Source organism: Rhizobium terrae (assembly GCF_003425685.1).
Lineage (GTDB): Bacteria > Pseudomonadota > Alphaproteobacteria > Rhizobiales > Rhizobiaceae > Neorhizobium > Neorhizobium terrae.
Map to the genome: position 1 here is coordinate 74,407 of NZ_QJKM01000009.1, position 20,728 is coordinate 95,134.

18 protein-coding genes are annotated in these 20,728 nt (G+C 63.0%); 10 read left to right on the forward strand and 8 right to left on the reverse strand.

All coding sequences use genetic code 11. The features are described 5' to 3' along the window. Positions 1-177 precede the first annotated feature (177 nt). Positions 178-1,404 (forward strand): ROK family transcriptional regulator, encoded by a 1,227-nt coding sequence (locus tag DMO26_RS17825; RefSeq protein WP_117193502.1) that lies wholly within the window; start codon positions 178-180, stop codon positions 1,402-1,404. 46 nt (positions 1,405-1,450) lie between these two features. Next, positions 1,451-1,663 (forward strand): DUF3329 domain-containing protein, encoded by a 213-nt coding sequence (locus DMO26_RS17830; RefSeq protein ID WP_117193503.1) that lies wholly within the window; start codon positions 1,451-1,453, stop codon positions 1,661-1,663. Positions 1,664-1,668: 5 nt separating this feature from the next. Here DMO26_RS17830 and DMO26_RS17835 read toward each other — a convergent pair whose 3' ends face one another. The 4 genes from DMO26_RS17835 to DMO26_RS17850 are packed head-to-tail and all read right to left on the reverse strand — an operon-like array spanning position 1,669 to position 5,439. Next, positions 1,669-2,148, reverse strand: a complete 480-nt coding sequence (locus DMO26_RS17835) for a hypothetical protein (RefSeq protein ID WP_117193504.1) — start codon at positions 2,146-2,148, stop codon at positions 1,669-1,671. A gap of 60 nt (positions 2,149-2,208) precedes the next feature. After that, on the reverse strand, positions 2,209-3,063 hold the full coding sequence (locus DMO26_RS17840) for a transglutaminase family protein (protein ID WP_117193505.1): 855 nt from the start codon (positions 3,061-3,063) through the stop codon (positions 2,209-2,211). Positions 3,064-3,079: 16 nt separating this feature from the next. Further along, entirely contained in the window at positions 3,080-4,021 is a 942-nt protein-coding gene (locus DMO26_RS17845) for an alpha-E domain-containing protein (RefSeq protein ID WP_117193506.1), read from the reverse strand. A gap of 8 nt (positions 4,022-4,029) precedes the next feature. Then, positions 4,030-5,439, reverse strand: coding sequence for a circularly permuted type 2 ATP-grasp protein (locus tag DMO26_RS17850; protein WP_117193507.1), 1,410 nt, complete (start codon positions 5,437-5,439; stop codon positions 4,030-4,032). 332 nt (positions 5,440-5,771) lie between these two features. On the opposite strand from DMO26_RS17850, the gene DMO26_RS17855 reads away from it, so the two are divergent. The 3 genes from DMO26_RS17855 (at position 5,772) to DMO26_RS17865 (ending at position 8,141) form a co-directional block, all read left to right on the forward strand. Next, positions 5,772-6,665, forward strand: coding sequence for a DMT family transporter (locus DMO26_RS17855; RefSeq protein WP_117193748.1), 894 nt, complete (start codon positions 5,772-5,774; stop codon positions 6,663-6,665). An 80-nt stretch (positions 6,666-6,745) separates the two neighbouring features. After that, complete coding sequence (locus tag DMO26_RS17860; RefSeq protein WP_226951337.1) at positions 6,746-7,309, forward strand: nucleotidyltransferase domain-containing protein; 564 nt, start codon at positions 6,746-6,748, stop codon at positions 7,307-7,309. 88 nt (positions 7,310-7,397) lie between these two features. After that, the gene (locus DMO26_RS17865) at positions 7,398-8,141 is read left to right on the forward strand and encodes an SDR family oxidoreductase (protein WP_117193509.1); all 744 of its coding nucleotides are present in this window, start codon (positions 7,398-7,400) and stop codon (positions 8,139-8,141) included. 61 nt (positions 8,142-8,202) lie between these two features. On the opposite strand, the gene DMO26_RS17870 is transcribed toward DMO26_RS17865, so the two are convergent. From DMO26_RS17870 to DMO26_RS17880, 3 genes are all read right to left on the reverse strand, one after another. Continuing rightward, positions 8,203-10,059, reverse strand: coding sequence for a DEAD/DEAH box helicase (locus DMO26_RS17870; RefSeq protein WP_117193510.1), 1,857 nt, complete (start codon positions 10,057-10,059; stop codon positions 8,203-8,205). 388 nt (positions 10,060-10,447) lie between these two features. Continuing rightward, positions 10,448-10,771 (reverse strand): hypothetical protein, encoded by a 324-nt coding sequence (locus DMO26_RS17875; RefSeq protein ID WP_117193511.1) that lies wholly within the window; start codon positions 10,769-10,771, stop codon positions 10,448-10,450. 199 nt (positions 10,772-10,970) lie between these two features. Beyond that, positions 10,971-12,554, reverse strand: a complete 1,584-nt coding sequence (locus DMO26_RS17880) for a trimethylamine methyltransferase family protein (RefSeq protein WP_117193512.1) — start codon at positions 12,552-12,554, stop codon at positions 10,971-10,973. A 259-nt stretch (positions 12,555-12,813) separates the two neighbouring features. Between DMO26_RS17880 and DMO26_RS17885 the strand changes: the two genes are divergently transcribed. After that, positions 12,814-16,545, forward strand: coding sequence for a response regulator (locus DMO26_RS17885; protein WP_117193513.1), 3,732 nt, complete (start codon positions 12,814-12,816; stop codon positions 16,543-16,545). 21 nt (positions 16,546-16,566) lie between these two features. Further along, on the forward strand, positions 16,567-16,953 hold the full coding sequence (locus DMO26_RS17890) for a hypothetical protein (protein ID WP_162894955.1): 387 nt from the start codon (positions 16,567-16,569) through the stop codon (positions 16,951-16,953). 49 nt (positions 16,954-17,002) lie between these two features. Here DMO26_RS17890 and mnmD read toward each other — a convergent pair whose 3' ends face one another. Next, a complete protein-coding gene (gene mnmD, locus DMO26_RS17895) occupies positions 17,003-17,734 on the reverse strand; it encodes a tRNA (5-methylaminomethyl-2-thiouridine)(34)-methyltransferase MnmD (RefSeq protein ID WP_226951350.1) in 732 nt (243 codons plus the stop codon). Positions 17,735-17,771: 37 nt separating this feature from the next. Here mnmD and DMO26_RS17900 point away from each other — a divergent pair, with 37 nt between their 5' ends. The 3 genes from DMO26_RS17900 to DMO26_RS17910 all read left to right on the forward strand — a co-directional run bounded on the left by DMO26_RS17900 (position 17,772) and on the right by DMO26_RS17910 (position 20,728). Beyond that, the gene (locus DMO26_RS17900) at positions 17,772-18,977 is read left to right on the forward strand and encodes an NAD(P)/FAD-dependent oxidoreductase (protein ID WP_117193515.1); all 1,206 of its coding nucleotides are present in this window, start codon (positions 17,772-17,774) and stop codon (positions 18,975-18,977) included. Between the two features lie 119 nt (positions 18,978-19,096). Beyond that, the gene (locus tag DMO26_RS17905) at positions 19,097-19,804 is read left to right on the forward strand and encodes a DUF1045 domain-containing protein (RefSeq protein WP_117193516.1); all 708 of its coding nucleotides are present in this window, start codon (positions 19,097-19,099) and stop codon (positions 19,802-19,804) included. 66 nt (positions 19,805-19,870) lie between these two features. Further along, positions 19,871-20,728 carry an AraC family transcriptional regulator gene (locus DMO26_RS17910; protein ID WP_117193517.1) on the forward strand — a complete coding sequence of 286 codons (858 nt, stop codon included), beginning with the start codon at positions 19,871-19,873 and terminating at the stop codon, positions 20,726-20,728.

Genomic DNA, 20,728 nt, shown 5'->3' on the forward strand with positions numbered 1-20,728 from the left:
GGGCCAGAAGCCTCCGTGCTCTCCCCCCGCCGGATTTCCTGCCCGAGAAAAGCACGAAAGCTTTTTCTCGACAGTCGAGAAATTAGATGTCAGAGATTCAGAAGGCTGTCAATCGGCACTTGTGGAGGACGAGGCCGTGCCGTACGACGGTGCAGACGAGGAGGCGCGGCAGCCAAGATGCTGGCGAAATCGAGCACGGAACTGGTTCGCCAGCAGAACAGCGCCCTGGTGCTTTCTGCGCTGCGCCGCTATGGGCGCATGGCGCATACGGAGATTTCCGATGCGACGGGCCTTGCCTCCGCCACTATTTCGGCCATCACCGCCGAGCTGGAACGGGCGCGCATCATCGAAAAGAGCGAGCAGCAGGCGGCGACCGGCCGCGGGCGGCCGCGCGTTCTGTTCAGCCAGCGGCGCGGCTGCGGTTATCTCATCACCGTCATCATCTCTTCCGATTCGATCCAATATTCGCTGGTCGACTATGCCGGCACGCTTCTCGACCGTTTTACCGAGCCGCGCGGGGAGGGCAGTACGGCAACTTTCATCGCCTCGATCTCCGCAGCCCTGGAGCGCGCCGTCAGCCGTTCGCGCATCGATCCGGGCAGCGTGCTGCTCGTTTCGGTCAGCAGCAAAGGGTTGGCGCATCCGTCGGAGCCGGTGCTCATCTGGTCGCCGGTCTTCGGCTCGCAGCCGGTTGATTTTACCAAGGCGCTGCACGAAGGATGGTCGGCGAGGGTCATCCTGAACAACGAGACGCTGCTGGTCGCCAGCGCGCTGATCGAGCGCGAGGCCAGGAAGCCGGCCGGCGGCGAGCCGGTGCTGGCGGCGCTGTCACTCGGCCATAGCATCGGGCTCGGCATCGGGCGCCGGGGGTCGGCTGGCACGCCGGAAATCCTGGCGCCGAATTTCGGACACATGCTGCACATCCCGAACGGCGGGCTTTGTCGTTGCGGCGCCAAGGGCTGCGTCGAGGCCTATGCGGGTTTCTACGCCATCCTGCGCACCGCTTTCGAAGTGCCAATGGATACGATCCCCGCCAAATTCGTGCCGCTTGCGGAGATCGACAAGATCGCCACCCGGGCGCGGCAGGGCAACCGCATGGCGCAGCTCGCCTTCCGTCAGGCTGGAGTGGCGCTCGGCAACGGCCTGTCGCGGCTCCTGAGCCTGCACGGGCACATGCCCGTCTTCATCACCGGGCCCGGCACGCGGCATCAGGATCTCTTGCAATCGGGCATAGAGGAGGGGCTGGCGCAGACGCAGGTGGTGCGGCTCGGCGGCATGCCGGAACTCACCATCGTACCGGACGAGCCTTCGCTGGTCTTCGAAGGCCATCTCAACCTTGCATTTTCGATCGTGGATCAGGATATCATCCTATCGAGGCCGCACCTGCAGGCCGCCGGAGAATGAGACGGTGCGGATAAAGCGCCAGGGATGACAGGCTGGGAGTAAGGCAATGATCGATCCGGACCACCCGTTTTATCGTCCGCTGTGGCGGCGGTTGCTGATTCCGGTCGTCTGTGCCGCCTGGGCGATCTTCGAACTCGTCGCTGGTGAACCTTTCTGGGCGGTCATTGTCGGTGCGCTCGGCATCTATGCCACCTACAAGCTGTTCATCGAAAAGCGCAAGCCGCCTGTGGATAGGCCGGCGGACGACGAGCAGGAATAGGATGCCTACCGCCAGAAACGGCCTTTGATCGCTGTGTCGATCAAGAGATTGGCGGTCTTCATGCGAATATTGGCATTCTCGCGGAATGCTTCCGGAACGCCGTCCGGATGGTTGGCTCTCGCAAAGCGCCGGCGCTTTTCGCCGAGCATCGCTTCCGTATCGCTGTCGGTGATCGCCAGTTCCTCGGCGATTTCCTGCTGGGTCAGGCGGGTGAGGTGAGGAGGGATCTGAACGATCGGCAGCGGCTCGTCATTGCGGGTTTTCTGAAGCGGTTCCCGCTCGATTTCCAGCAGTTCGGGCAGGAAGGCGAAATAGGCTTCGGTTCCGGTCCCGACGGTCGAGGGACCGTCATCCGAGGCGGCGACGAACCCGGTGCCGAGCCCTCTGACGCGGAAATCCACGCCCGTCTCTTCCGCCTCGTCCTCTTCGCGTTCCCGTTTCAGCCGGGTCAGAACCGACTGGAAGACCGATTGTCCAAACAGCATGCCTCACCTCGCTATGACGGGTGAATTGATCATGCGGACGTGGTGCCGGGCTTGCGGGCTTCAGGATTGGCTCTGGCTTTGACCGTTCTGGCCCTGACTCTGCGTCTGTCCCGCCGAAACCGTCAGGGAAACCTTGAGGTTTTCGCCGACGTTTTCGCCGCTTGGGCCGATGCGCATGCCGGAGACGGGGGCGCAGTCGCGGTAGCAGAGTCCCGACGCGATGCGCACGTAGCGGTCGTCCGGGCAGATCTTGTTGGCCGCGTCGAAACCGACCCAGCCGAGGCCGGGGAGATGCACTTCCGCCCAGGCATGGGTCGCGACCTGATCCGTCGTGCCTTCCATCAGCAGATAGCCGGAGATGTAACGCGCCGGGATATCCATCAGCCGCGCGGCGGAGATGAAGACATGCGCGTGGTCCTGGCAGACGCCTGTCCTAGCTTCCAATGCTTCCTCGGCCGTCGTTTCCGTGCTGGTCGTGCCGGGCGTATAGGCGACGGCTTCGTGGACCGCCTCCATCAGCGCATGCATCTGGGCGAGTTCGCTGTCACCCTTGACGCCCCTCGCCAGTTCGCGCACCAGCTTGCCGGGCTTGGTGCGGGGCGTTTCGCGCAAGAAGAGCCAGAGCGGGCAAAAACCCTGGTGCGGTCCGAAGACACCGGTGCGGTCCTGCGTTTCGACCTCGCCCGAAGCAGTGATGCGGATCATATGCTCGGCGCCTTCGACCGATACCAGCTCGACGCGGTTGCCGAACTGATCCGCATAACCGGCTTCCACCTTGGCGCCGTCGACGGTCACCGCCCAGTTCAAAACTTTCTGGCCCGGTCCATCGACGGGGGTCAGCCTCAGGCGCTGCAGCGAATAGGGCACCGGCTCGTCGTAAAGATATTCGGTCGTATGGGAAATCTTCAGCCGCATGGGCGGTAATCCTGCTCTATTGGTAGAAGCGGTAGCCTTCGGAAATCTCGGCGCTGAGCTGGTTGTTGCGGCTGACGAAATCTTCCAGGAACTCGTGCAGGCCGGATTCCATGATGTCGGCGATCGAACCTCGCTTCAGCGAGGAACGGATCGCCGCTGCCGTCTCGTGCGCCTTGATCCGCTCGCCGTAGGTCTCGGCAAGATAGTCGAGATTGCTGACGATCTTCTCATAGCAATAGGCGAGCGAGCGCGGCATCTGCACCTTCAGAATCAGGAAATCGGCGATGTTGGCGGACTGGTAGTCGCCGTCATACACCCAGCCGTAGGAGCGCTGGGCGGAGACCGAACGCAGGATCGATTCCCATTGGAAATTGTCGAGCGCCGATCCGATCTGGCTGACGGCCGGCAGCAGGACGTAATATTTCACGTCGAGAATGCGGCTCGTATTGTCCGCCCGCTCGATGAAGGTGCCGATGCGGGAGAAGTTGTAGAGGTCGTTTCTGAGCATCGAGCCGTGGAAGGCGCCGCGGATAAGCCCACAGCGGTGCTTGATGACGTCGATCAGTTCCGGCAGATCGGCCGGCTTCAGTTTTCGCGCAAGCCGCGCCTTCAGGTCGATCCAGGCCTCGTTGGTCGCTTCCCAGGTTTCGCGGGTCAAGGCGGTGCGCACCATGCGGGCGTTGTTGCGGCCCCATTCGATGCAGGACATGACGCTCGACGGGTTGGCCTGGTCGCGCAGCAGATAGTCGATCGCATCCGCCGCCGTCAGTTCGGGATGCACTTCCGAATAGGCTTCGCGGACGCCGGCGCTTTCCAGAACGCCGTTCCAGTCCTCGTCGGAGGAGCCGGCGCGGGTGAGCGAGACGCGCAGACCGGCGTCGACAAGGCGGGCGATATTCTCGGCCCTCTCGATGTAGCGGAACATCCAGTAGAGGCCGTTTGCAGTTCTTCCAAGCATTTACGACCTCAATCTTCCAGAACCCAGGTATCCTTGGTGCCGCCGCCCTGGCTGGAATTGACCACCAGCGAGCCCTGTTTCAGCGCCACGCGGGTGAGCCCGCCCGGAATGATCTTCACTTTGTCGGAGACCAGCACATAGGGGCGCAGGTCCACATGCCGCGGGGCGATCCCCTTGTTGACGAAGATTGGCACCGTGGAGAGCGCCAGCGTCGGCTGGGCGATGTAGTTGTTCGGTTTGGCGGCGAGCTTTTCGGCAAATTCGGCCCGTTCCTTCTTGGTCGCCGTCGGGCCGACCAGCATGCCGTAGCCGCCGGAACCGTGGACTTCCTTGATGACCAGTTCCTCGATGTGCTCCAGCACGTATTTGAGGCTGGAAGGCTCCGAACAGCGCCATGTCGGTACGTTTTCGAGCAGCGCCTTGCGGCCAGTATAGAACTCGACGATTTCCGGCATATAGGAATAGATCGCCTTGTCATCGGAAATGCCGGTGCCCGGCGCATTGGCGATGGTGATGTTGCCCGCCCGGTAGACGTCCATGATGCCGGGAATGCCGAGGGCGGAATCCGGCCGGAAGGTGAGCGGATCGAGGAAGTCGTCGTCGACGCGGCGGTAGAGCACGTCGATCGCTTCGTATCCCTGGGTGGTGCGCATCTTCACGCGGCCGTCGATGACCCGGAGGTCGGAGCCTTCCACGAGTTCGACGCCCATCTGGTCGGCGAGGAAGGAGTGTTCGTAATAGGCCGAATTGTAGATGCCCGGCGTCAGGACCGCGACGCGCGGCCGGCCCTTGCAGCCTGGAGGAGCGAGCGAGGCGAGCGACTGGCGCAGGAGCCGCGGATAATCCTCGACGCGCTGGACCTTGTTCAGCGTGAAGAGTTCCGGGAACATCTGCATCATGGTTTCCCGGTTTTCCAGCATGTAGGAAACCCCGGAAGGCGTGCGCGCATTGTCCTCCAGCACGAAGAACTGATCCTCGCCGGTGCGCACGATGTCGGTGCCGACGATATGGGTATAGACGCCGCCCGGCGGCTTGAAACCGATCATCTCGGGCAGAAAGGCGGTGTTCCTCTCGATCAGTTCACGCGGGATGCGGCCCGCCTTGATGATTTCCTGCTTGTGATAGATGTCGTCGAGGAAGGCGTTGAGAGCGAGAACCCGCTGTTCGATGCCCTGGGCGAGCTTGCGCCATTCGCGGGCGGAGATGATCCGGGGAATAATGTCGAAGGGAATGAGTTTTTCGGAACTGTCGGCGTGGCCGTAGACCGCGAAGGTGATGCCGGTTTTTCTGAATATGTTTTCCGCATCCTGGGTCTTGCGGATCAGGTGCGCGGCGTCCTGACTGGCATACCATTCATGGTAGGTCTTGTATGGCGGTCGCGGAAGGTTTTCCGCAGTCAACATTTCATCAAATGCCAATGGCGCGTTCCCTTGTTTTTCTGCCATTTGAGTACAACGCAGATTGCAATGCAAGAACCATGCACAGTTCCGCACGCAGATTTCGTGATGCCAAAAATCGCAGGTCCGCGGCCTCCCTCCCAAGTAGATGTGTCGGTTCCGTCCGTCAGCAAGCTCTCTATTTTAGGAGGGTACGGTGCAGGCGTCTGCCTTGAAAAGCATCAACTGCATAAAGCCTGATCAGGCGGGCATCACGTATGCTCAACGCAACGATCAGATTTTCTGTTTTGACGGGCGGTGAGGCAGGGAATATTGAGGCGCGTTCCTGAAGTTGGCCCGTGCCGGAAGTCCAAATCATGCTCGATCGTCTGGCTCCAGCCCTGTTCGTCCTTCTCTGGTCCACCGGCTGGATTGTCGCGAAATATGCGGCCAAACATGCCGATCCGCTGACCTTTCTCGCGGGGCGCCACACGCTTGCGGCGGTCGCCTTCCTGGCGGTCTGTCTGATCGCGCGCGCCAAATGGCCGAAAAGCAGCACACAGATCGGCCATGCAATCCTTTCGGGCGTCTTCCTGCACGGGCTTTACCTTGCGGGCGTTTGGTATGCGATCGGGCAGGGCGTGCCGGCAGGTTTATCCGGCATCATCGCCGGCCTCCAGCCGCTGCTGACCGCGGTGGTCGCGCCGCTCTTCCTCGGCGAGCGGCTGAAGCCGATCCAGAAGCTCGGCCTGGCGCTCGGTTTTGCGGGCATACTGATCGCGATTTCGCCACAGCTTCTGGACGTCTTCGAGCGCGGGCTGGTGGGGCTCGGGTTCCCGGTCATCATCAATCTCGTCGCGATGACGTCGGTCACCTACGGCACGCTCTACCAGAAGCGTCACCTGCAGGAGGGCGACCTCTTCTCGATCGCCACGCTGCAGTTCGTCGGTGCGCTGATCGTCACGGTTCCGCTGGCGCTGCTGCTCGAAGACCTGCGCTTCGACTGGACGCATGAGGCGGTACTGGCGATGGGCTGGTCGGTCTTCGGTCTTTCCATGGGGGCAGTCGGGCTGCTTCTCTATCTCATCCGCCGCGGACAGGTCTCCCGCGCCGCCTCGCTGATCTACCTCATGCCGCCGGTCGTGGCGATCGAGGCGGCGATCCTGTTCAGCGAGCCGCTGACGTTGCCGATGATCGCCGGTACGGTGATCGTCGTGGCCGGCGTCTATATGGTGAACCGGAAGACACAAACGGAGACGGCCGGCTGAGGTGGCGCGGATAGGCGGAGGAAGGCATGGTACCATATCCGTCGCTCGATCACGGCGCCTGGTCCGCATGGCATCCGAGCATGCTTTCGGAACGGCTGGATGGGATCGGAAAGCCGTGGTGCGTGGTTGGCGGCTGGGCGCTCGATCTGTGGCACGGCCATCAGACCCGTGAGCACGAGGATCTCGAATTCACTGTGCTGCGTGGCGATGTCCCTCTTTTTCGCGAGCGCCTGGGAGACATGCGCTTCCATACGGTCGGTAACGGCGTCGTCCGGTATCTGCCGCCGAATGAGACGCCGCCGGAAGAGATTTTTCAGATATGGTGCGAGGACGTCGCCGCGCGGCGCTGGAGAGTCGACATGATGATCGAGCCCGGGACGCCGGATAGCTGGGTCTACAAACGCGACTGGCGGATATCTGCGCCGCGTACGGAGATGGTGGCGCTGTCGGCGGACGGAATTCCCTATCTGCGGCCGGCGGCGATTCTGCTGTTCAAGGCGAAGTACCGGCGGCCAAAGGATGAACTGGACTTCGACGCTGTGGTCGAAAAGTTGACAGCGCCGGAGCAGGCCTGGCTGAAGGATTGCCTTAACCGGCTTCATCCGGGACACGCATGGTCCGAAAGGCTCGAGCCGAGCGCGTGAAGCTCCGGCAGGTTTCGGGTCATGAAACGGGTGTCGGCGCGCGCCGCAGGGACGTAACCAGCCTGGGCAACCCCTGAAGGAGGTAACCATGTTGAAAGACAAAGTCGCAATCGTCACCGGCGCTTCGAGCGGCATCGGCCGCGCCGCAGCTCTGCTGTTTGCCGAGGAGGGCGCAGCCGTCATCCTCAATGCACGCGGAGAGAAGGCGCTTCATGCATTGGCCGCGGAGATCGGGGGCAAGGGTGGAAAAGCCGCCGTCGTTGCGGGTGATGTCGTGGAAGAGGCGACCCATCGGCAGATGGTCGAGATTGCGCTGAGCCGGTTTGGCGGCCTGGACATCGCCTTTAACAATGCCGGTGCCGTCGGGCCTTACAAGCCCCTGGCCGACGTAACGCTCTTCGAATGGCAGCAGACCGTCGGTACCAACCTGACCAGTGCCTTTCTCGGTGCCGCCGCCCAGATACCGGTCATGCTGGAACGCGGCGGCGGTTCGATCATCTTCACGTCCACCTTCGTCGGAACGAGCGTTGGTATTCCGGGCATGGGTGCCTATGCGGCGTCGAAAGCGGGGCTGATGGGACTGGTCAAGGGCATTACCGCAGATTACGGCGCCCGGGGCATTCGTGCCAACGCACTGCTGCCCGGCGGCACCGATACGCCCGCTGCGGGCGATGTGGCGCAGAAGGAATGGGCCGCCGGCCTGCATGCACTGAAACGCATCGCGGACCCGCAGGAGATCGCCCGCGCAGCCCTTTTCCTGGCGGGCCCGATGGCAAGCTTCGTCGCCGGCTCGGCGCTTTTTGCAGATGGCGGCAATGCGGCGGTGAAGTGAGGGGGGCTGACAAAAAAAGAGGCCGCCGGAAAGCGGCCTCTTCCTTTTTATTTCAAATCGATCAGGCGCGGCTGCGCTTGCGACCCTGGTAACCGCCGCCCCGCTGGTCGTTGCGGTTGTCGTTGCCGAACCTGACCGGGCCGCGGTTTTCAACCTGACCCTGGACCGGGCGGTTGTTTCCGCCATTCGGGCCACCCTGGTGCTGCTTTCGCTGACTGCCGGCCTCATGGGCGCCGTGGCTGGCGTGGTCACGGTTGCCGCCCTGGCCACCTTTGCCGGACTGGCCTTGGACGTGGCTTGGGGCTCGGTTTGGAGTTTGGTTTGGGGCGTGACGATTGACGCCGCTACGGTTCGGGCGATTTTCGCCGTGTTTGGCGCTGTCTTGCGATCCGAACTGCTTCTTGGGGCGGAAATCCGATCCGAAGTCGAGATCGTTGTCACGGTCGACCTGGGGTGCTTCCTCGGTGCGGCGCTGGCTGCGAAAATCCTCGTTGCGGCGGTTGTCGCGCTGCGGGCGGTCGCCCTGGCGACGGCCGCCGCGATACTCCTGGCGCTTCGCGCGCTCGTCGTGTTCCTCGGAGCGCGCACCGCCGTCAACACCCTCGGCCGCCAAGAAGGGCTTGCGGGTCGGGCGTTCGCGGCGCTGCGGACGGCCTTCGCCCTCGGCGCGTTCGCCCTGGTTGCCCGCTTGGCTACGGCCGTTGCCACGAGCCTGGCCGTTGCCGCGATTGCGGTTGGCGCCGCCGCGGTTGTTGTTGCCGCCGCGAATCGGCCGGTTCAGCGCTTCCGGGCGTTCGCCGGACGCCGTGGCGATCTCGATGCCCATCAGCTTCTCGATGTCGCGCAGCAGCAGCGTTTCGTCGGGCGCGCAGAAGGCGATCGCGACGCCGTCGCGGCCGGCGCGTGCGGTACGGCCGATGCGGTGAACATAGGCGTCCGGCACTTCCGGCAGGTCGTAGTTGAAGACGTGGCTGACATCGGGGATGTCGATGCCGCGGGCAGCGACGTCGGTCGCCACCAGCACACGGATGTCGCCGTCGCGGAAGGCCTTCAAGGCCCGTTCGCGCTGGCCCTGGCTCTTGTTGCCGTGGATCGAGGCGACCTTGAATTCCACCTGCTCCAGATGCTTGGCGAGCTTTTCCGCGGTGTGCTTGGTGCGCAGGAAGACGATGGCACGGCCATCCGGATGCTTGGTCAGCGTGTCCTTGAGAAGCGCGGTCTTGTCGTTCTTGCCGGCGACGAAATGGACATACTGCTCGATTTTGTCGGCAGCCTTGCCGGGCGGGGTGACTTCCACCTTCACCGGATCGGCGAGGTATTCAGCGGCGAGCTCGGCGATCGCCTTCGGCATGGTGGCTGAAAACAGCATGGTCTGGCGGCGCTTCGGCACCATCTTGGCGATCTTGCGCAGGTCGTGCACGAAGCCGAGATCGAGCATCTGGTCGGCTTCGTCGAGTACGAGGAAGCGTACCGTTGTCAGCGAAATGGCGCGGCGGTTGACGAGGTCGAGCAGGCGCCCGGGGGTGGCGACGAGAATGTCGGTGCCCTTCTCGAGCTGCAACTGTTGCTTGTTGATCGATACGCCGCCGACGACGAGGTTGATCTTGAGCGGTCGACCCTTGATGAAGTTCTTGAGATTGGCGGCGATCTGGTTGACCAGTTCGCGGGTGGGCGCAAGGATCAGCGAACGGGTGGTGCGGTTGTCGGGGCGGATGCCCTCGGCCAGCAGCCGTTCGATAAGGGGCAGGCCGAAGGCGGCGGTCTTGCCGGTGCCGGTCTGGGCGAGGCCGATCAGGTCGCGGCCTTCGAGCAGGAGCGGGATCGCCTGCGCCTGGATGGGAGTGGGAGTTTCGATGCCAAGCCCTGAGAGCGTGGCGACAATCTGCCTGGACACGCCAAGCGATTCAAAATTCGTCAAGTCGAATACCTTTCGGGGCGCCAAAAAGCAGATAGCCGGGCTGGTACCATGCCGTCCGGTCTGCCTCTGGCGTCAAGAACCCCGCGTGAAGTGGGAACTTGCAAGTTGGAAATACTTTCCAGCGCTTAAACCCTCTGGGTGAGGGCGATCTATCTGTGCGCCTTGTTCCTTCTTCGCGGTTCTAATCTGACGCGGGGCCAACTCACGCGGCGGCCGGAAGGTGAAAGCTGAGCGGCATTTGGTGTGTTTTCGGGCAAAAGTCAAGTGAATGTTTTGCGGCTGCGAAATGACCGAGGGGCAGTTGCGGCCGAATGTTTCGGCTGAGATCAAAAAAGCCCGCATCGACCGGGGCCGATGCGGGCTTGGACAAGGCGCCTGGGAAAGGGCGTCAGTAACGGGCGCAGACCCGGGCGCGATAGGCTTCGCCGTACTCGTTTTCCACCCATTCATAGTGGCAACGCGGCGCATACTGAGCCCGGTAATAGACGCGCGGGGGCGGCGCGTAGTCGTATTCGGGTTCGACGTAAACAGGGCGCTGCGAACCGGCGATGATCGCGCCGCCGATAATGCCGCCGGCGAGGCCTGCGGCAACGCCCGGCCAGACATCGTGATGACGGTCGCGTGCCTCGGCCGCCGGGGCGGTCACCGTCAGGGCACCCGCAACCGACAGAGCGGCAAGACCAGCGGTAATAGTCTTCTTCATCACAGACATGTTCTTTTCCTTTCCCCTGACGTTTTAGGGTACGAGGTTATAACGCTCGAAAAAGGCGGCGGTTTCATGGAAGTAAACCGGGAGTAGTCTGAACGTCCGTTCAGCTACTTTCTTCCCGAAGTTGCGATCTGCAGATCGGCAACCATCTCCGGCGGGAATTGTGCCCCAATCGTGTCGGCAATGCGGCGAATCCTGGCCTTCAGAAATCGGTGGGCACGCCGCCCTCGGCCTTGCGCCTTGAAACGAAAGCGTCGAGCTCTTCTTCGATTGCCGGGTCGAGCGGCGGCCGCTCGTATACTGCAAGCGCTTCCTTGTAGATGCGGTTGGCGTGGTCGTAGGTGGTCGGCCGGCCGGCCTCCATCCATGTCTCGAAATTGCGCCAGTCGGAAAGGATCGGCGAATAGAAGGCGTTTTCGTACCGTGCCAGCGTGTGGGCCGTGCCGAAATAGTGGCCGCCGGGGCCGACGTCGCGCACCGCATCGAGCGCCAGCGCACCAGGGCTCACATCGAGCGGCCGCAGGAATTCGGCGACCATCTGCAGCATGTCGACGTCGAGGATGAATTTTTCGAAGGAGGCCGTCAGCCCGCCCTCGGTCCAGCCGGCCGCGTGCAGCACGAAATTGCCGCCGCCCTGGGTCAGCGCCCAGAGCGACATCATCGATTCATAGGCCGCCTGCGCATCGAGGGTGTTGGCGGCATTGGTGTTGGACGTCCGGTAGGGGATGCCGTAACGGCGGGCAAGCTGGCCACCGCAGATCACCGCCTTCATATATTCCGGCGTGCCGAAGGCGGGCGCCCCGGTCTTCATGTCGACGTTGGAGGTGAAGCCGCCATACATGACCGGCGCACCGCGCCTCACCATCTGGGTAAAGGCGATGCCGCACAGCGCTTCGGCATTCTGCTGCACCAGCGCGCCCGCGATCGTCACCGGGGCCATGGCGCCGGCGAGTGTGAAGGGCGTCATGATCACCACCTGTCCCCGCGAGGACATTTCGATGATCCCCTGCAGCATCGGTCCGTCGAGGCGAAGCGGGGAGGAGGAGTTGATGACGGTAAAGAGCGACGGTTCCCGCTCCATTCTCTCGATCGAAATGCCACGACCGATACGGGCGATCTCCAGCGCGTCGAGATTGCGCTCACGGCCGAGCGAATAGCAGTGAAACACCTTGTCGGTCAGTTTCACGAGGTCCGACAGGCAGTCCAGATGCCGGACCGAGGCGTGGATGTCCATCGGCTCGACGGGATAACCGCCGGTCGTGTGGATCACGTCGTAATGCTGGGCAAGCTTGACGAGCTTGCGGTAGTCTTCCTGGTTACCGGCCCGCCGGCCGCCCTCGCGGTCCGCCACGAAGGGCGCGCTCGCAACTTGCGCGAAGACGAGGTTCCTTCCACCAATTTCGACATTGTGGACCGGATTGCGGGCAAACATGGTGAAGGAGGAGGGGGCGGAGGCAATCATCTCCATGATCAGCCCGCGGTCGAACCGGACCCGCTGTTCGCCGGGTCTCACGTCAGCGCCGGCCGCCTTCATCCGTTCGCGCGCCTCGGGCAGGATGATGTCCATGCCGACCTCTTCGAGCACGGTCAGCGAGGCTTCGTGGATGTCCTCCAGCGCTTCGGGCGAGAGAAGCTCGGTGCGGGCGAGGTTGTTGACGAGTTTTGCATACTTGGCTCCGGATGGGCGGCTCCTCTGCCGGTCTGCACCACGCCGGCCTGAACGCCGATGCCGCTCGCTGCCTGCCGGTTCGCCATCGATCGGGGAAGATGTCGTAATCTCGCTCATGATCGTTCCATATGCGCCATTTCCGGCAATCTGTCAGACTTTCGAGGCGTCCGCCCTCGCCATTTGCGACCATTCTCCGCCTTTCTTGGAACAGCCGGGGCGGGATGTGCGGATCCGTGTGATAGCCGGGTAAAATCGTTAGAATTGTAAACAATGACCTATGAGCAACAAGACGTTGTTAACGTCCGATATGGTCTTATCGATTGCTTGGAGGGCAAAACGAATCGAACGGTTTGGCCGACGCGAGGGAGCGGGGACGGTGGAGACGGAAAGCGAACTGCTGAGAAGGGCGTGCGTGCGGATCAACGATCTCGCCGAGCCCGCCTTCATCAAGGACAGCGCCCTGAACTATGTGGCGGTGAACGCCGCCTATGCCCGCCTTTTCGGCATGCACCCCAGCGAATTCATCGGCAAGACCAGCCGCGGCCTCTCCGGTCTGGTGGAGGATGCCGACCGCAAGGAAAAGGAATGCCGGGTCATCGTCTTCGGCACGGACGAGACTGCGCATTGTTTCGACCGCTCCGGTGCTCTCCGGCACGAAATTCGCATCGAACGGTTTCTCACCGAGGACGACCATACCTATCTTTTCGGCTCGTTCGCGTCGGTCGCCGGCCTTGCCGACGTCGGACCGGTCGAGGATGGCAGGCCCGACGTCGGGTCTATGTCCCGGGCGTCGATCTTCCAGAACGTGCTTTTGGACGATGCGCTCGACATGCTCGAAATGGGCATCGGCATCTACGACAAGAACGATGCGCTGATCTACTGCAACTCGCAGCTCATCAATCATTTCGATTCCATCTCCATCGAGATAAAGCCGGGCGTCACGCTTCCCGAAATCCTCGGCCATGCCTATGACCGGCGGCGACGTGCCTTTCCGGAGAGTTTCGGGGACGTGATCCCGGAGAAGGCGGCCTGGATCGCCGAGCGGATGAAGCCGTTCAAGCTTCCTTATTCCGAGAGCATCAAGCAGATGCTGGATGGCCGCTGGATGCGGAGCATCAACAAACGCTTGGAGAACGGCCTGCTGATCGCCATCCGCCACGACGTGACGGAATTCAAGGAACAGGAAATGCATCTGCGCGCGCATGTCGCGGAGACGGCCCTGTTCCGGGCGGTGCTGGAAGACCTGCCGGTTCCGGTTTTCGTTCGCGACAGCGATCATCGGCTTACCTATGCGAACGCCGCCTACGAGGCCATGCTGGGCAGTCCGCGCGACCGCTTCCTCGGAAAGACCGAAACCGAGATGTTTCCCGAGGCGGCCGAACGTTTTCGAGCCGAGAACGACCGCGTCATGGATGGGGAGACGATCGACAAATCGGAGGACGTGATCTTTCCCGACGGTTCGATCGTGCCGGTCATTTCGCGCCTGCGTCGGATCACCACTGACGACGGCGCCCATCACATGGTCGGTTCGCGCATGGATGTCTCCCTCATCAAGGAGGCGCAGAACAAGGCCGAGAAGCTCGGCAAGGACCTGCAGACCATGCTGCACGCAATCCCGGTCGGGGTGGCGATCCTCGATGCGGAATTCGTCTTCGAATATGCCAACCCGGCCTTCTACGGTTTCTGGGATGCCGGCGAACAGTTCGATTTGCCCGGACGCTCCTACCGGGATTTCCTGAAGGTCAATTTCGATCACGGCATCTATGCCGGTTCCGCGCAGACGTTCGACCAGATCTATCAGGACCGCATCGCGGCCCTGACGGACGGCGTGGAACGTCCGCCGATCGAGGTGAAGAGCCGCAACGGTCGCAGCATCGTCATTTCCGGCACGCAGCTTTCGGGCGGCAAGATCCTGCTGAGCTACATGGACATCACCGCTGTCCGTAAACGCGAGCAGGAGATCCACGAGGCGCGCGCGGCGCTCGAAAAGCATGGTGCGCTGATGCGCGATGCGACGAGCGCGATGTCGCAGGGTCTGCTGATCCTCCACGACGGCGAGATCATCTTCTCCAACGATGCGCTGCCGAGCATGCTCGACATGCCGTCAGACATGGTCATGCCCGGCGGTTTGTGGCGCGAGATCTTCCGCTTCTGCACCGAACGCGGCGATCTCGGGGAACCGGAGGAAGCTGCCGCCACCCTGAAGGCCTGGGAAGAGAATGTCGCGATCGGAAAACCGGTCCAAGCCTCCTTCCGGGTCAGGGGCGAGAAATGGATTCAGGTGGAGGCCAACCTCACCGGCAGCGACCACTGGCTGGCGGTCTTCACCGACGTCACCGAAATGAAGAGCCGCGAGGAGGAGCTGACGCGGCTCCTGCAGCGCGCGGAGGCGGCCGACCGGGCGAAGTCGGAATTCCTCGCCAACATGAGCCACGAGATCCGCACGCCGATGAACGGCGTGCTCGGCATGGCGGAACTGCTGGCGAAATCCAATCTCGATACGCGCCAGAAGACCTTCATCGACATCATCGTCAAGTCGGGCAATGCGCTGCTGACGATCATCAACGACATCCTGGATTTCTCCAAGATCGATGCCGGCCAGATGAAGCTCCGCAAGGCGCCGTTCGATCCCGTCGAGGCGATCGAGGACGTGGCGACGCTGCTCTCTTCTTCTGCCGCCGAAAAGGACATCGAGCTCATCGTGCGCGGCGACGCCTCCGTCCGCGAGACCGTGATGGGCGATGCGGGGCGCTTCCGCCAGATCATCACCAACCTCGTCGGCAACGCGGTGAAATTCACCGAGAAGGGACATGTCTTCATCGATCTCATGTCGGAGCCGCGCGGCGAGGGCGAGATGATGCTGACGGTCCGGATCGAGGACACCGGCCTCGGCATTCCCGAGGAGAAGCTGCGCTCGGTCTTCGAGAAGTTCTCGCAGGTGGACACGTCCTCGACGCGCCGCCACGAAGGCACCGGTCTTGGACTTGCGATCACCGCCGGTCTCACCGAACTTTTCGGCGGCTACATCGAGGTGGCAAGCGAACTTGGCCGAGGCTCCGTCTTCACCGTGCACCTGCCGTTCCAGGTGGTCAGCGAACGCAATCTGCAGGCCGCCCTGCCGATCAATACCAGCGGCGCCCGCATCCTCGTCGTCGACGACAACCCCGTCAACCGCCGCATCCTCACCGAACAGCTGTCGATGTGGGGCTTCGACTGTGTCGCTGCCGAAAGCGGCGCCGAAGGGCTGGCGATCATGCACGAATGCGCCCGGATCGACGTGACGGTCGATACGATCGTGCTCGACTATCACATGCCGGAGATGAACGGGCTCGATTTCGCCAGACAGCTGAGGCGCGACCCGCGTTTCGACGGCACCGGCATCATTTTCCTGACCTCGATGGACATGGCGAGCGACGACAGCATGTTCGCAGCGCTCAACATCCACGCGCATCTGATGAAGCCGGCGCGTGCCAACCTTTTGCGCAGCACGATCATCGACGTCGTCCGTTCGGTCCGTACCAAACGCCGCGCGCGGGAGAACCAGCAGGTTCTGACGCAGCTGAAGTCCACAGCGGCCGTTTCGTCCGCCGCGCAGGTTCCGCCACCTGTCCAAGTGCCGGCACCGGCGGCTGAACCCGCATCCGGCCCTGCGCCGTCCGCGCCGGCTGTTGCCGAGCAACTGGTGTCGACCCCGCCGGTGCGTTCGGCGCCGACGCTCGACGTGCTGGTCGCCGAAGACAACGAGGTCAACCAGATCGTCTTCACCCAGATCCTGCAGACCACCGGCTGGCTGTTCCAGATCGTCAAGAACGGTGCCGAGGCGGTGCACGCCTGGCAGGCACACGACCCGGCGGTGATCATCATGGACGTCTCGATGCCCGTGATGAACGGCCACCAGGCGACCCAGAAGATCCGCGAGATCGAAAAAGAGACGGGCACCCACACGCCGATCATCGGCGTCACGGCCCATGCCCTCGAAAGCGACCGGGAGCTGTGCTTCCAGGTGGGCATGGACGACTATCTTTCGAAGCCGATAAGCCCGGAAGCGCTGGAAACCAAGATCCGCAACTGGATCGGCGGGGCGGTCGTGAGCTCTGCTTCCAACTGAGGCGAAGTCCCGGTCGATCCGGTGCTGTCCAGCCCGGATGGCAAGCGACCGATTATCTTAGAAAGTCCTGCGCAAGGTTTGGCAGCTATTCCGTTGAAGGCAATGTCAGAGGCAGTCCCCAAGGGGCTCGCTGCCGGCATACTGAGGATACGCATGTCACAAGAGCTCGAAAGCCCGTCACAAGCACCGCTTGCGCCCGACGACCTGGAGTTGCTGGAGAGATTTCTTGTTGCCTGGTGCGAGGAAAATGGCGTCGACCGGACCGATCAGGCCGCAGCCGATGTCGCGTCGGCATTGATCGGGTGGTATCGGCTGGACCCGAAATTCGGGAACCGGCTGAAGCCCGGGCCAGATGAGGATATGTCCGATTCTCCGCAGATCCGGATCCTGCTGCGGCAGATGACGTAACGTAGGCCTTGCCGGCAGACAGACCTCGTCGTTCTGGCCTACGGCCTTGTCACGGCCGCGTTCCCTTCATGCCGCACAGCATTTCGCGTTTGCCGGCAAAACCCGGCCGGCGCTCCACCGTGAAGCCAGCGGCTGAGAGATTGCGGCGCACGAAGCCGGCCGCCGCGTACGTTCCGAAGGTGCCGCCCGTTACAGTCTTCTCGTAAAGCGCCCGCATCAGTTGCAGCGACCACATGTCCGGATTGCGCGCCGGCGCAAACCCATCGAGGAACCAGGCGTCGAAATCGGGCTCGGCCGCCGTCACGCCTTCCAGCGCCGGGCCGCAGACGACGGTCAGCCGCGTCCAGCCGTCGACGTCGATCGTCAGATGGCCGGCAGGTTCGTCCGGCCATGCGGCAACGAGAACCCTGCGTTCCTCATCGATCTCCGGCCAGCGGCAGAGCGCCCGGTCGATCTCGTCGTGTTTCATCGGATAAAGTTCGAAGGACATGAAATGCAGCCGCGTGCCGGATTGGCGTGCCGGCTTCCATTGCCGCCAGGTTTCGCAGAAGTTCAGCCCGGTGCCGAAGCCGAGCTCGCCGATCCGGAACGTGCCGTCCGGCGGCACCGACTGCGACCAGCGGGCAGGCAGGCCGTTGCCGGCGAGAAACGTATGGCCGCATTCCAGGCGTCCGTCGGTGCGGCAATAAAAATGATCGCCAAACTCCCGCGAATAGGGCATATCGCCCTCATGCCAGTCCAAGGTCTGGGAAACCGGCATCTGGCCTTCCGCCTCCAGCATATCGGCGTGCGCACCAATTTCGGGATCAGGATCACTCATGGGATATGCGGATAATCCTGCCGGCGCCGGCGGTCAATCGCATGTTCAAGCGGCTGGCGATCTTCCTGCTTCGGCCGATCTCGTCATTCTCGGCGGCGGCATCATGGGCTTGTGGGCGGCCGTCAAGGCGGAACGACTCGGCATCGACACGCTTCTCGCGGATGCGGGGCGCTTGGGGCAGGGAGCAAGCGGCGGGCTTCTCGGCGCGTTGATGCCGCACATGCCCGACAAATGGAACGACAAGAAACAGTTCCAGTTCGATGCCCTCCTGTCGCTCGAAGACGAGATCGCCGAGATCGAAAGCACAACCGGGATCGCCTGCGGCTACCGTCGCTCGGGCCGGTTGATCCCGCTGCCGAAACAGCATTTGAGGACGATCGCGCTGCGTCATTCCAAGGATGCCGGCACCTTTTGGCACCAGCGCGGCCGGCATTTCCACTGGCACGTCCTCGATCGTCCGCCGCAGACCGGCTGGCCGGAGGCATCCTTCGCCGGGGCGGGTCTGGTGCATGATACGCTTGCGGCGCGCGTTTCGCCGCGTGGGCTCGGTTTCGCGCTTGCCGCCTTCCTGCAAACGGCAAGGCACGTGCGGGTGGCGGAGGGGCTCGAAGCGGAGCGGATCGAGCCCGAGACCGGCAGGGTCCGGTTCCGGGACGGCTCCGGCGTCGGGTTCGGCCATTGCATCGTGGCGGCAGGGTACCGGTCCTTCCCGCTCCTGGAAGCTATCTCGGCGCCGCTGCCGCGGCCGGTCGGCCAGCCGGTCAAGGGCCAGGCGGCGTTCCTCAAGGCCGATATCGATCCGGACCTGCCGGTGATCTTCCTGAACGGCCTCTATGTCGTACCCCACGAGGATGGCCACGTGGCGATCGGCAGTACCAGCGAGGACTTCTTCGAGGATGGGTTCTCGACCGATTCCCAGCTTGATGCTCTCGTAACCCAGGCCCGGGCGCTCGTTCCGGCGCTTGGTCAGGCGCCTGTCGTCGAGCGTTGGGCGGGACTGAGGCCCAAGGCGATCGATCGTGATCCGATGGTCGGGCCGCATCCGGATCGCCCAAACGTGATTTCACTCACAGGTGGTTTCAAGGTCAGCTTCGGTCTCGCCCATAGGTTGGCGGACGCGGCGCTTCGTGCCGTAAAATCCGAGAAAATGCGGCTTCCGCCGTCATTCACGCTCGAGAGCCACCTTCTTGCGGCCTCGCGTTAAACGCGAACTTTTCGCCCTGCTCGTCGTTATTCTGTCACGCAAATCACTTAACCCCATCCGCGGGGTTATTGAGCACTACGTGAAATACAGGGCGGGAAAGGAAGACCAGAAGGTGACGCATGCGTTATGCCATTCATTTCACGCCTCCGGCCTATGATCCGTTGACGCTTGCCGCCGCCCAGTGGCTCGGCCGCAACGCCTTCTCGGGCGAAGCGATGGAGCCGCCTGCGATCCGCGGCATGGGGCTCCATGACATCGCCTTCAACACGGCGCTGCCGCGCCGTTATGGGTTCCACGCGACGCTGAAGGCGCCGTTCCGCCTTGCGCCGGATGTCACCGAGCCGACGCTGCTGCGCCACCTGATGCGGTTTGCCGGCACGCATGATCCGTTCGAACTGCCGAAGCTCGAAGTCGTCCGGCTCGGCAATTTCTTCGGGCTTGCTCCCGTGCGCCCCTGCGACAGGATGCATTTCCTCGCGGCTTCGGTGGTGCAGGAATTCGATACGTTCCGTGCGCCGCTCACCGAAGCCGAACTGGAACGCAACGATCCTGGCGACCTCTCGGCGCCGCAATTCGCAAACCTTCACCGCTGGGGCTATCCTTACGTGATGGACGAGTTCCGCTTTCATATGACGCTGACCGGACCGCTCTCGACCGTCGAAATGCCGCGCTTCGAACTGGCGCTCCGCGATTATTTCGACCCCTATCTCAAGAAGCGGGTGGACGTCGCCAATCTGGCGCTTTTCGTGGAGGAGGAGCCGGGAGCTCCCTTCCAGGTGCATTCGCTCCATCCGATGGGCCGGGTTGCGGCACGCAAGATCGCCTGAGCGCAGCGGCAGCCTCACGTCACTTTTGTTCAAGAGTCCGGCCCGGATATCTGCTATATCCGGGCCATGCAGAACATCTCCCAGGAACAGGCCGCCGATTTCATGCCGCTGGCGCCGGCGGAAGCGACGCGCTTCTGGCGCGACAGCCGCTTCGGCGGCATGGAATGCCTGTCGGCGACCTTCCTGACGCATGAATTCGCGCCGCATGCGCATGATACGTTCAGCATCGGTGCGATCGAAGAAGGCGCCCAACTGGCGACCATTCGCGGCACCCGCGAGGCGTCCGGACCGGGCGATCTCTATCTCATCAATCCGGGCGAGACCCATGACGGCGCGCCGATGGCCGGCGGTTACCGCTACCGGATGATCTATCCGGACCTCACGTTGTTTCGCGAGATCCTGGAGGACGTGACCGGAAAGCCTTTCCAGGGTACGCCTGCCTTCGGCCGGCAGATCCTTCGCGACCAGGCCTTGGCGGACGCCTTCCATGCGGCGCACCGCACGCTGGAAGCCGGGGCGGGGGCTCTGGAATCCGGCCAGGCCATGTTCCAGGTGCTGGATGCCATGTTCCGCCGCCACGGCAGCGCCATCGTCGTGCCGGCCGGTACGACAGAGCGCACGGCGGTCCGTCGGGCCCGCGACTATCTGGTCGACAATTTTGCCTCCGATATCGGATTGGAGGAGCTTGCAGCCGTCGCGGGACTCAGCCGGGCTCATCTCATCCGCGCCTTCCGCAAGGAATTCCACATAACGCCGCACTCCTTCCTGACGGATATCCGCATACGGGAAGCCCGCAGGAGGTTGCGGACGGGCGGTCAGCCGGCCGAGATCGCGCTGGAATGCGGCTTCGCCGACCAGGCGCATTTCACCCGCCATTTCAAGGCCCGTACAGGACTGACGCCGGGACAGTACCGGGCGCGATAG

Excerpts from the sequence above, each read along its gene's own strand:
- DMO26_RS17825 (WP_117193502.1), top strand. The coding sequence starts at position 178 with ATGCTGGCGAAATCGAGCACGGAACTGGTTCGCCAGCAGAACAGCGCC.
- DMO26_RS17830 (WP_117193503.1), top strand. The coding sequence starts at position 1,451 with ATGATCGATCCGGACCACCCGTTTTATCGTCCGCTGTGGCGGCGGTTG.
- DMO26_RS17835 (WP_117193504.1), bottom strand. The coding sequence starts at position 2,148 with ATGCTGTTTGGACAATCGGTCTTCCAGTCGGTTCTGACCCGGCTGAAA.
- DMO26_RS17840 (WP_117193505.1), bottom strand. The coding sequence starts at position 3,063 with ATGCGGCTGAAGATTTCCCATACGACCGAATATCTTTACGACGAGCCG.
- DMO26_RS17845 (WP_117193506.1), bottom strand. The coding sequence starts at position 4,021 with ATGCTTGGAAGAACTGCAAACGGCCTCTACTGGATGTTCCGCTACATC.
- DMO26_RS17860 (WP_226951337.1), top strand. The coding sequence starts at position 6,746 with ATGCTTTCGGAACGGCTGGATGGGATCGGAAAGCCGTGGTGCGTGGTT.
- DMO26_RS17865 (WP_117193509.1), top strand. The coding sequence starts at position 7,398 with ATGTTGAAAGACAAAGTCGCAATCGTCACCGGCGCTTCGAGCGGCATC.
- DMO26_RS17875 (WP_117193511.1), bottom strand. The coding sequence starts at position 10,771 with ATGTCTGTGATGAAGAAGACTATTACCGCTGGTCTTGCCGCTCTGTCG.
- DMO26_RS17880 (WP_117193512.1), bottom strand. The coding sequence starts at position 12,554 with ATGAGCGAGATTACGACATCTTCCCCGATCGATGGCGAACCGGCAGGC.
- mnmD (WP_226951350.1), bottom strand. The coding sequence starts at position 17,734 with ATGCTGGAGGCGGAAGGCCAGATGCCGGTTTCCCAGACCTTGGACTGG.
- DMO26_RS17900 (WP_117193515.1), top strand. The coding sequence starts at position 17,772 with ATGGGATATGCGGATAATCCTGCCGGCGCCGGCGGTCAATCGCATGTT.
- DMO26_RS17905 (WP_117193516.1), top strand. The coding sequence starts at position 19,097 with ATGCGTTATGCCATTCATTTCACGCCTCCGGCCTATGATCCGTTGACG.
- DMO26_RS17910 (WP_117193517.1), top strand. The coding sequence starts at position 19,871 with ATGCAGAACATCTCCCAGGAACAGGCCGCCGATTTCATGCCGCTGGCG.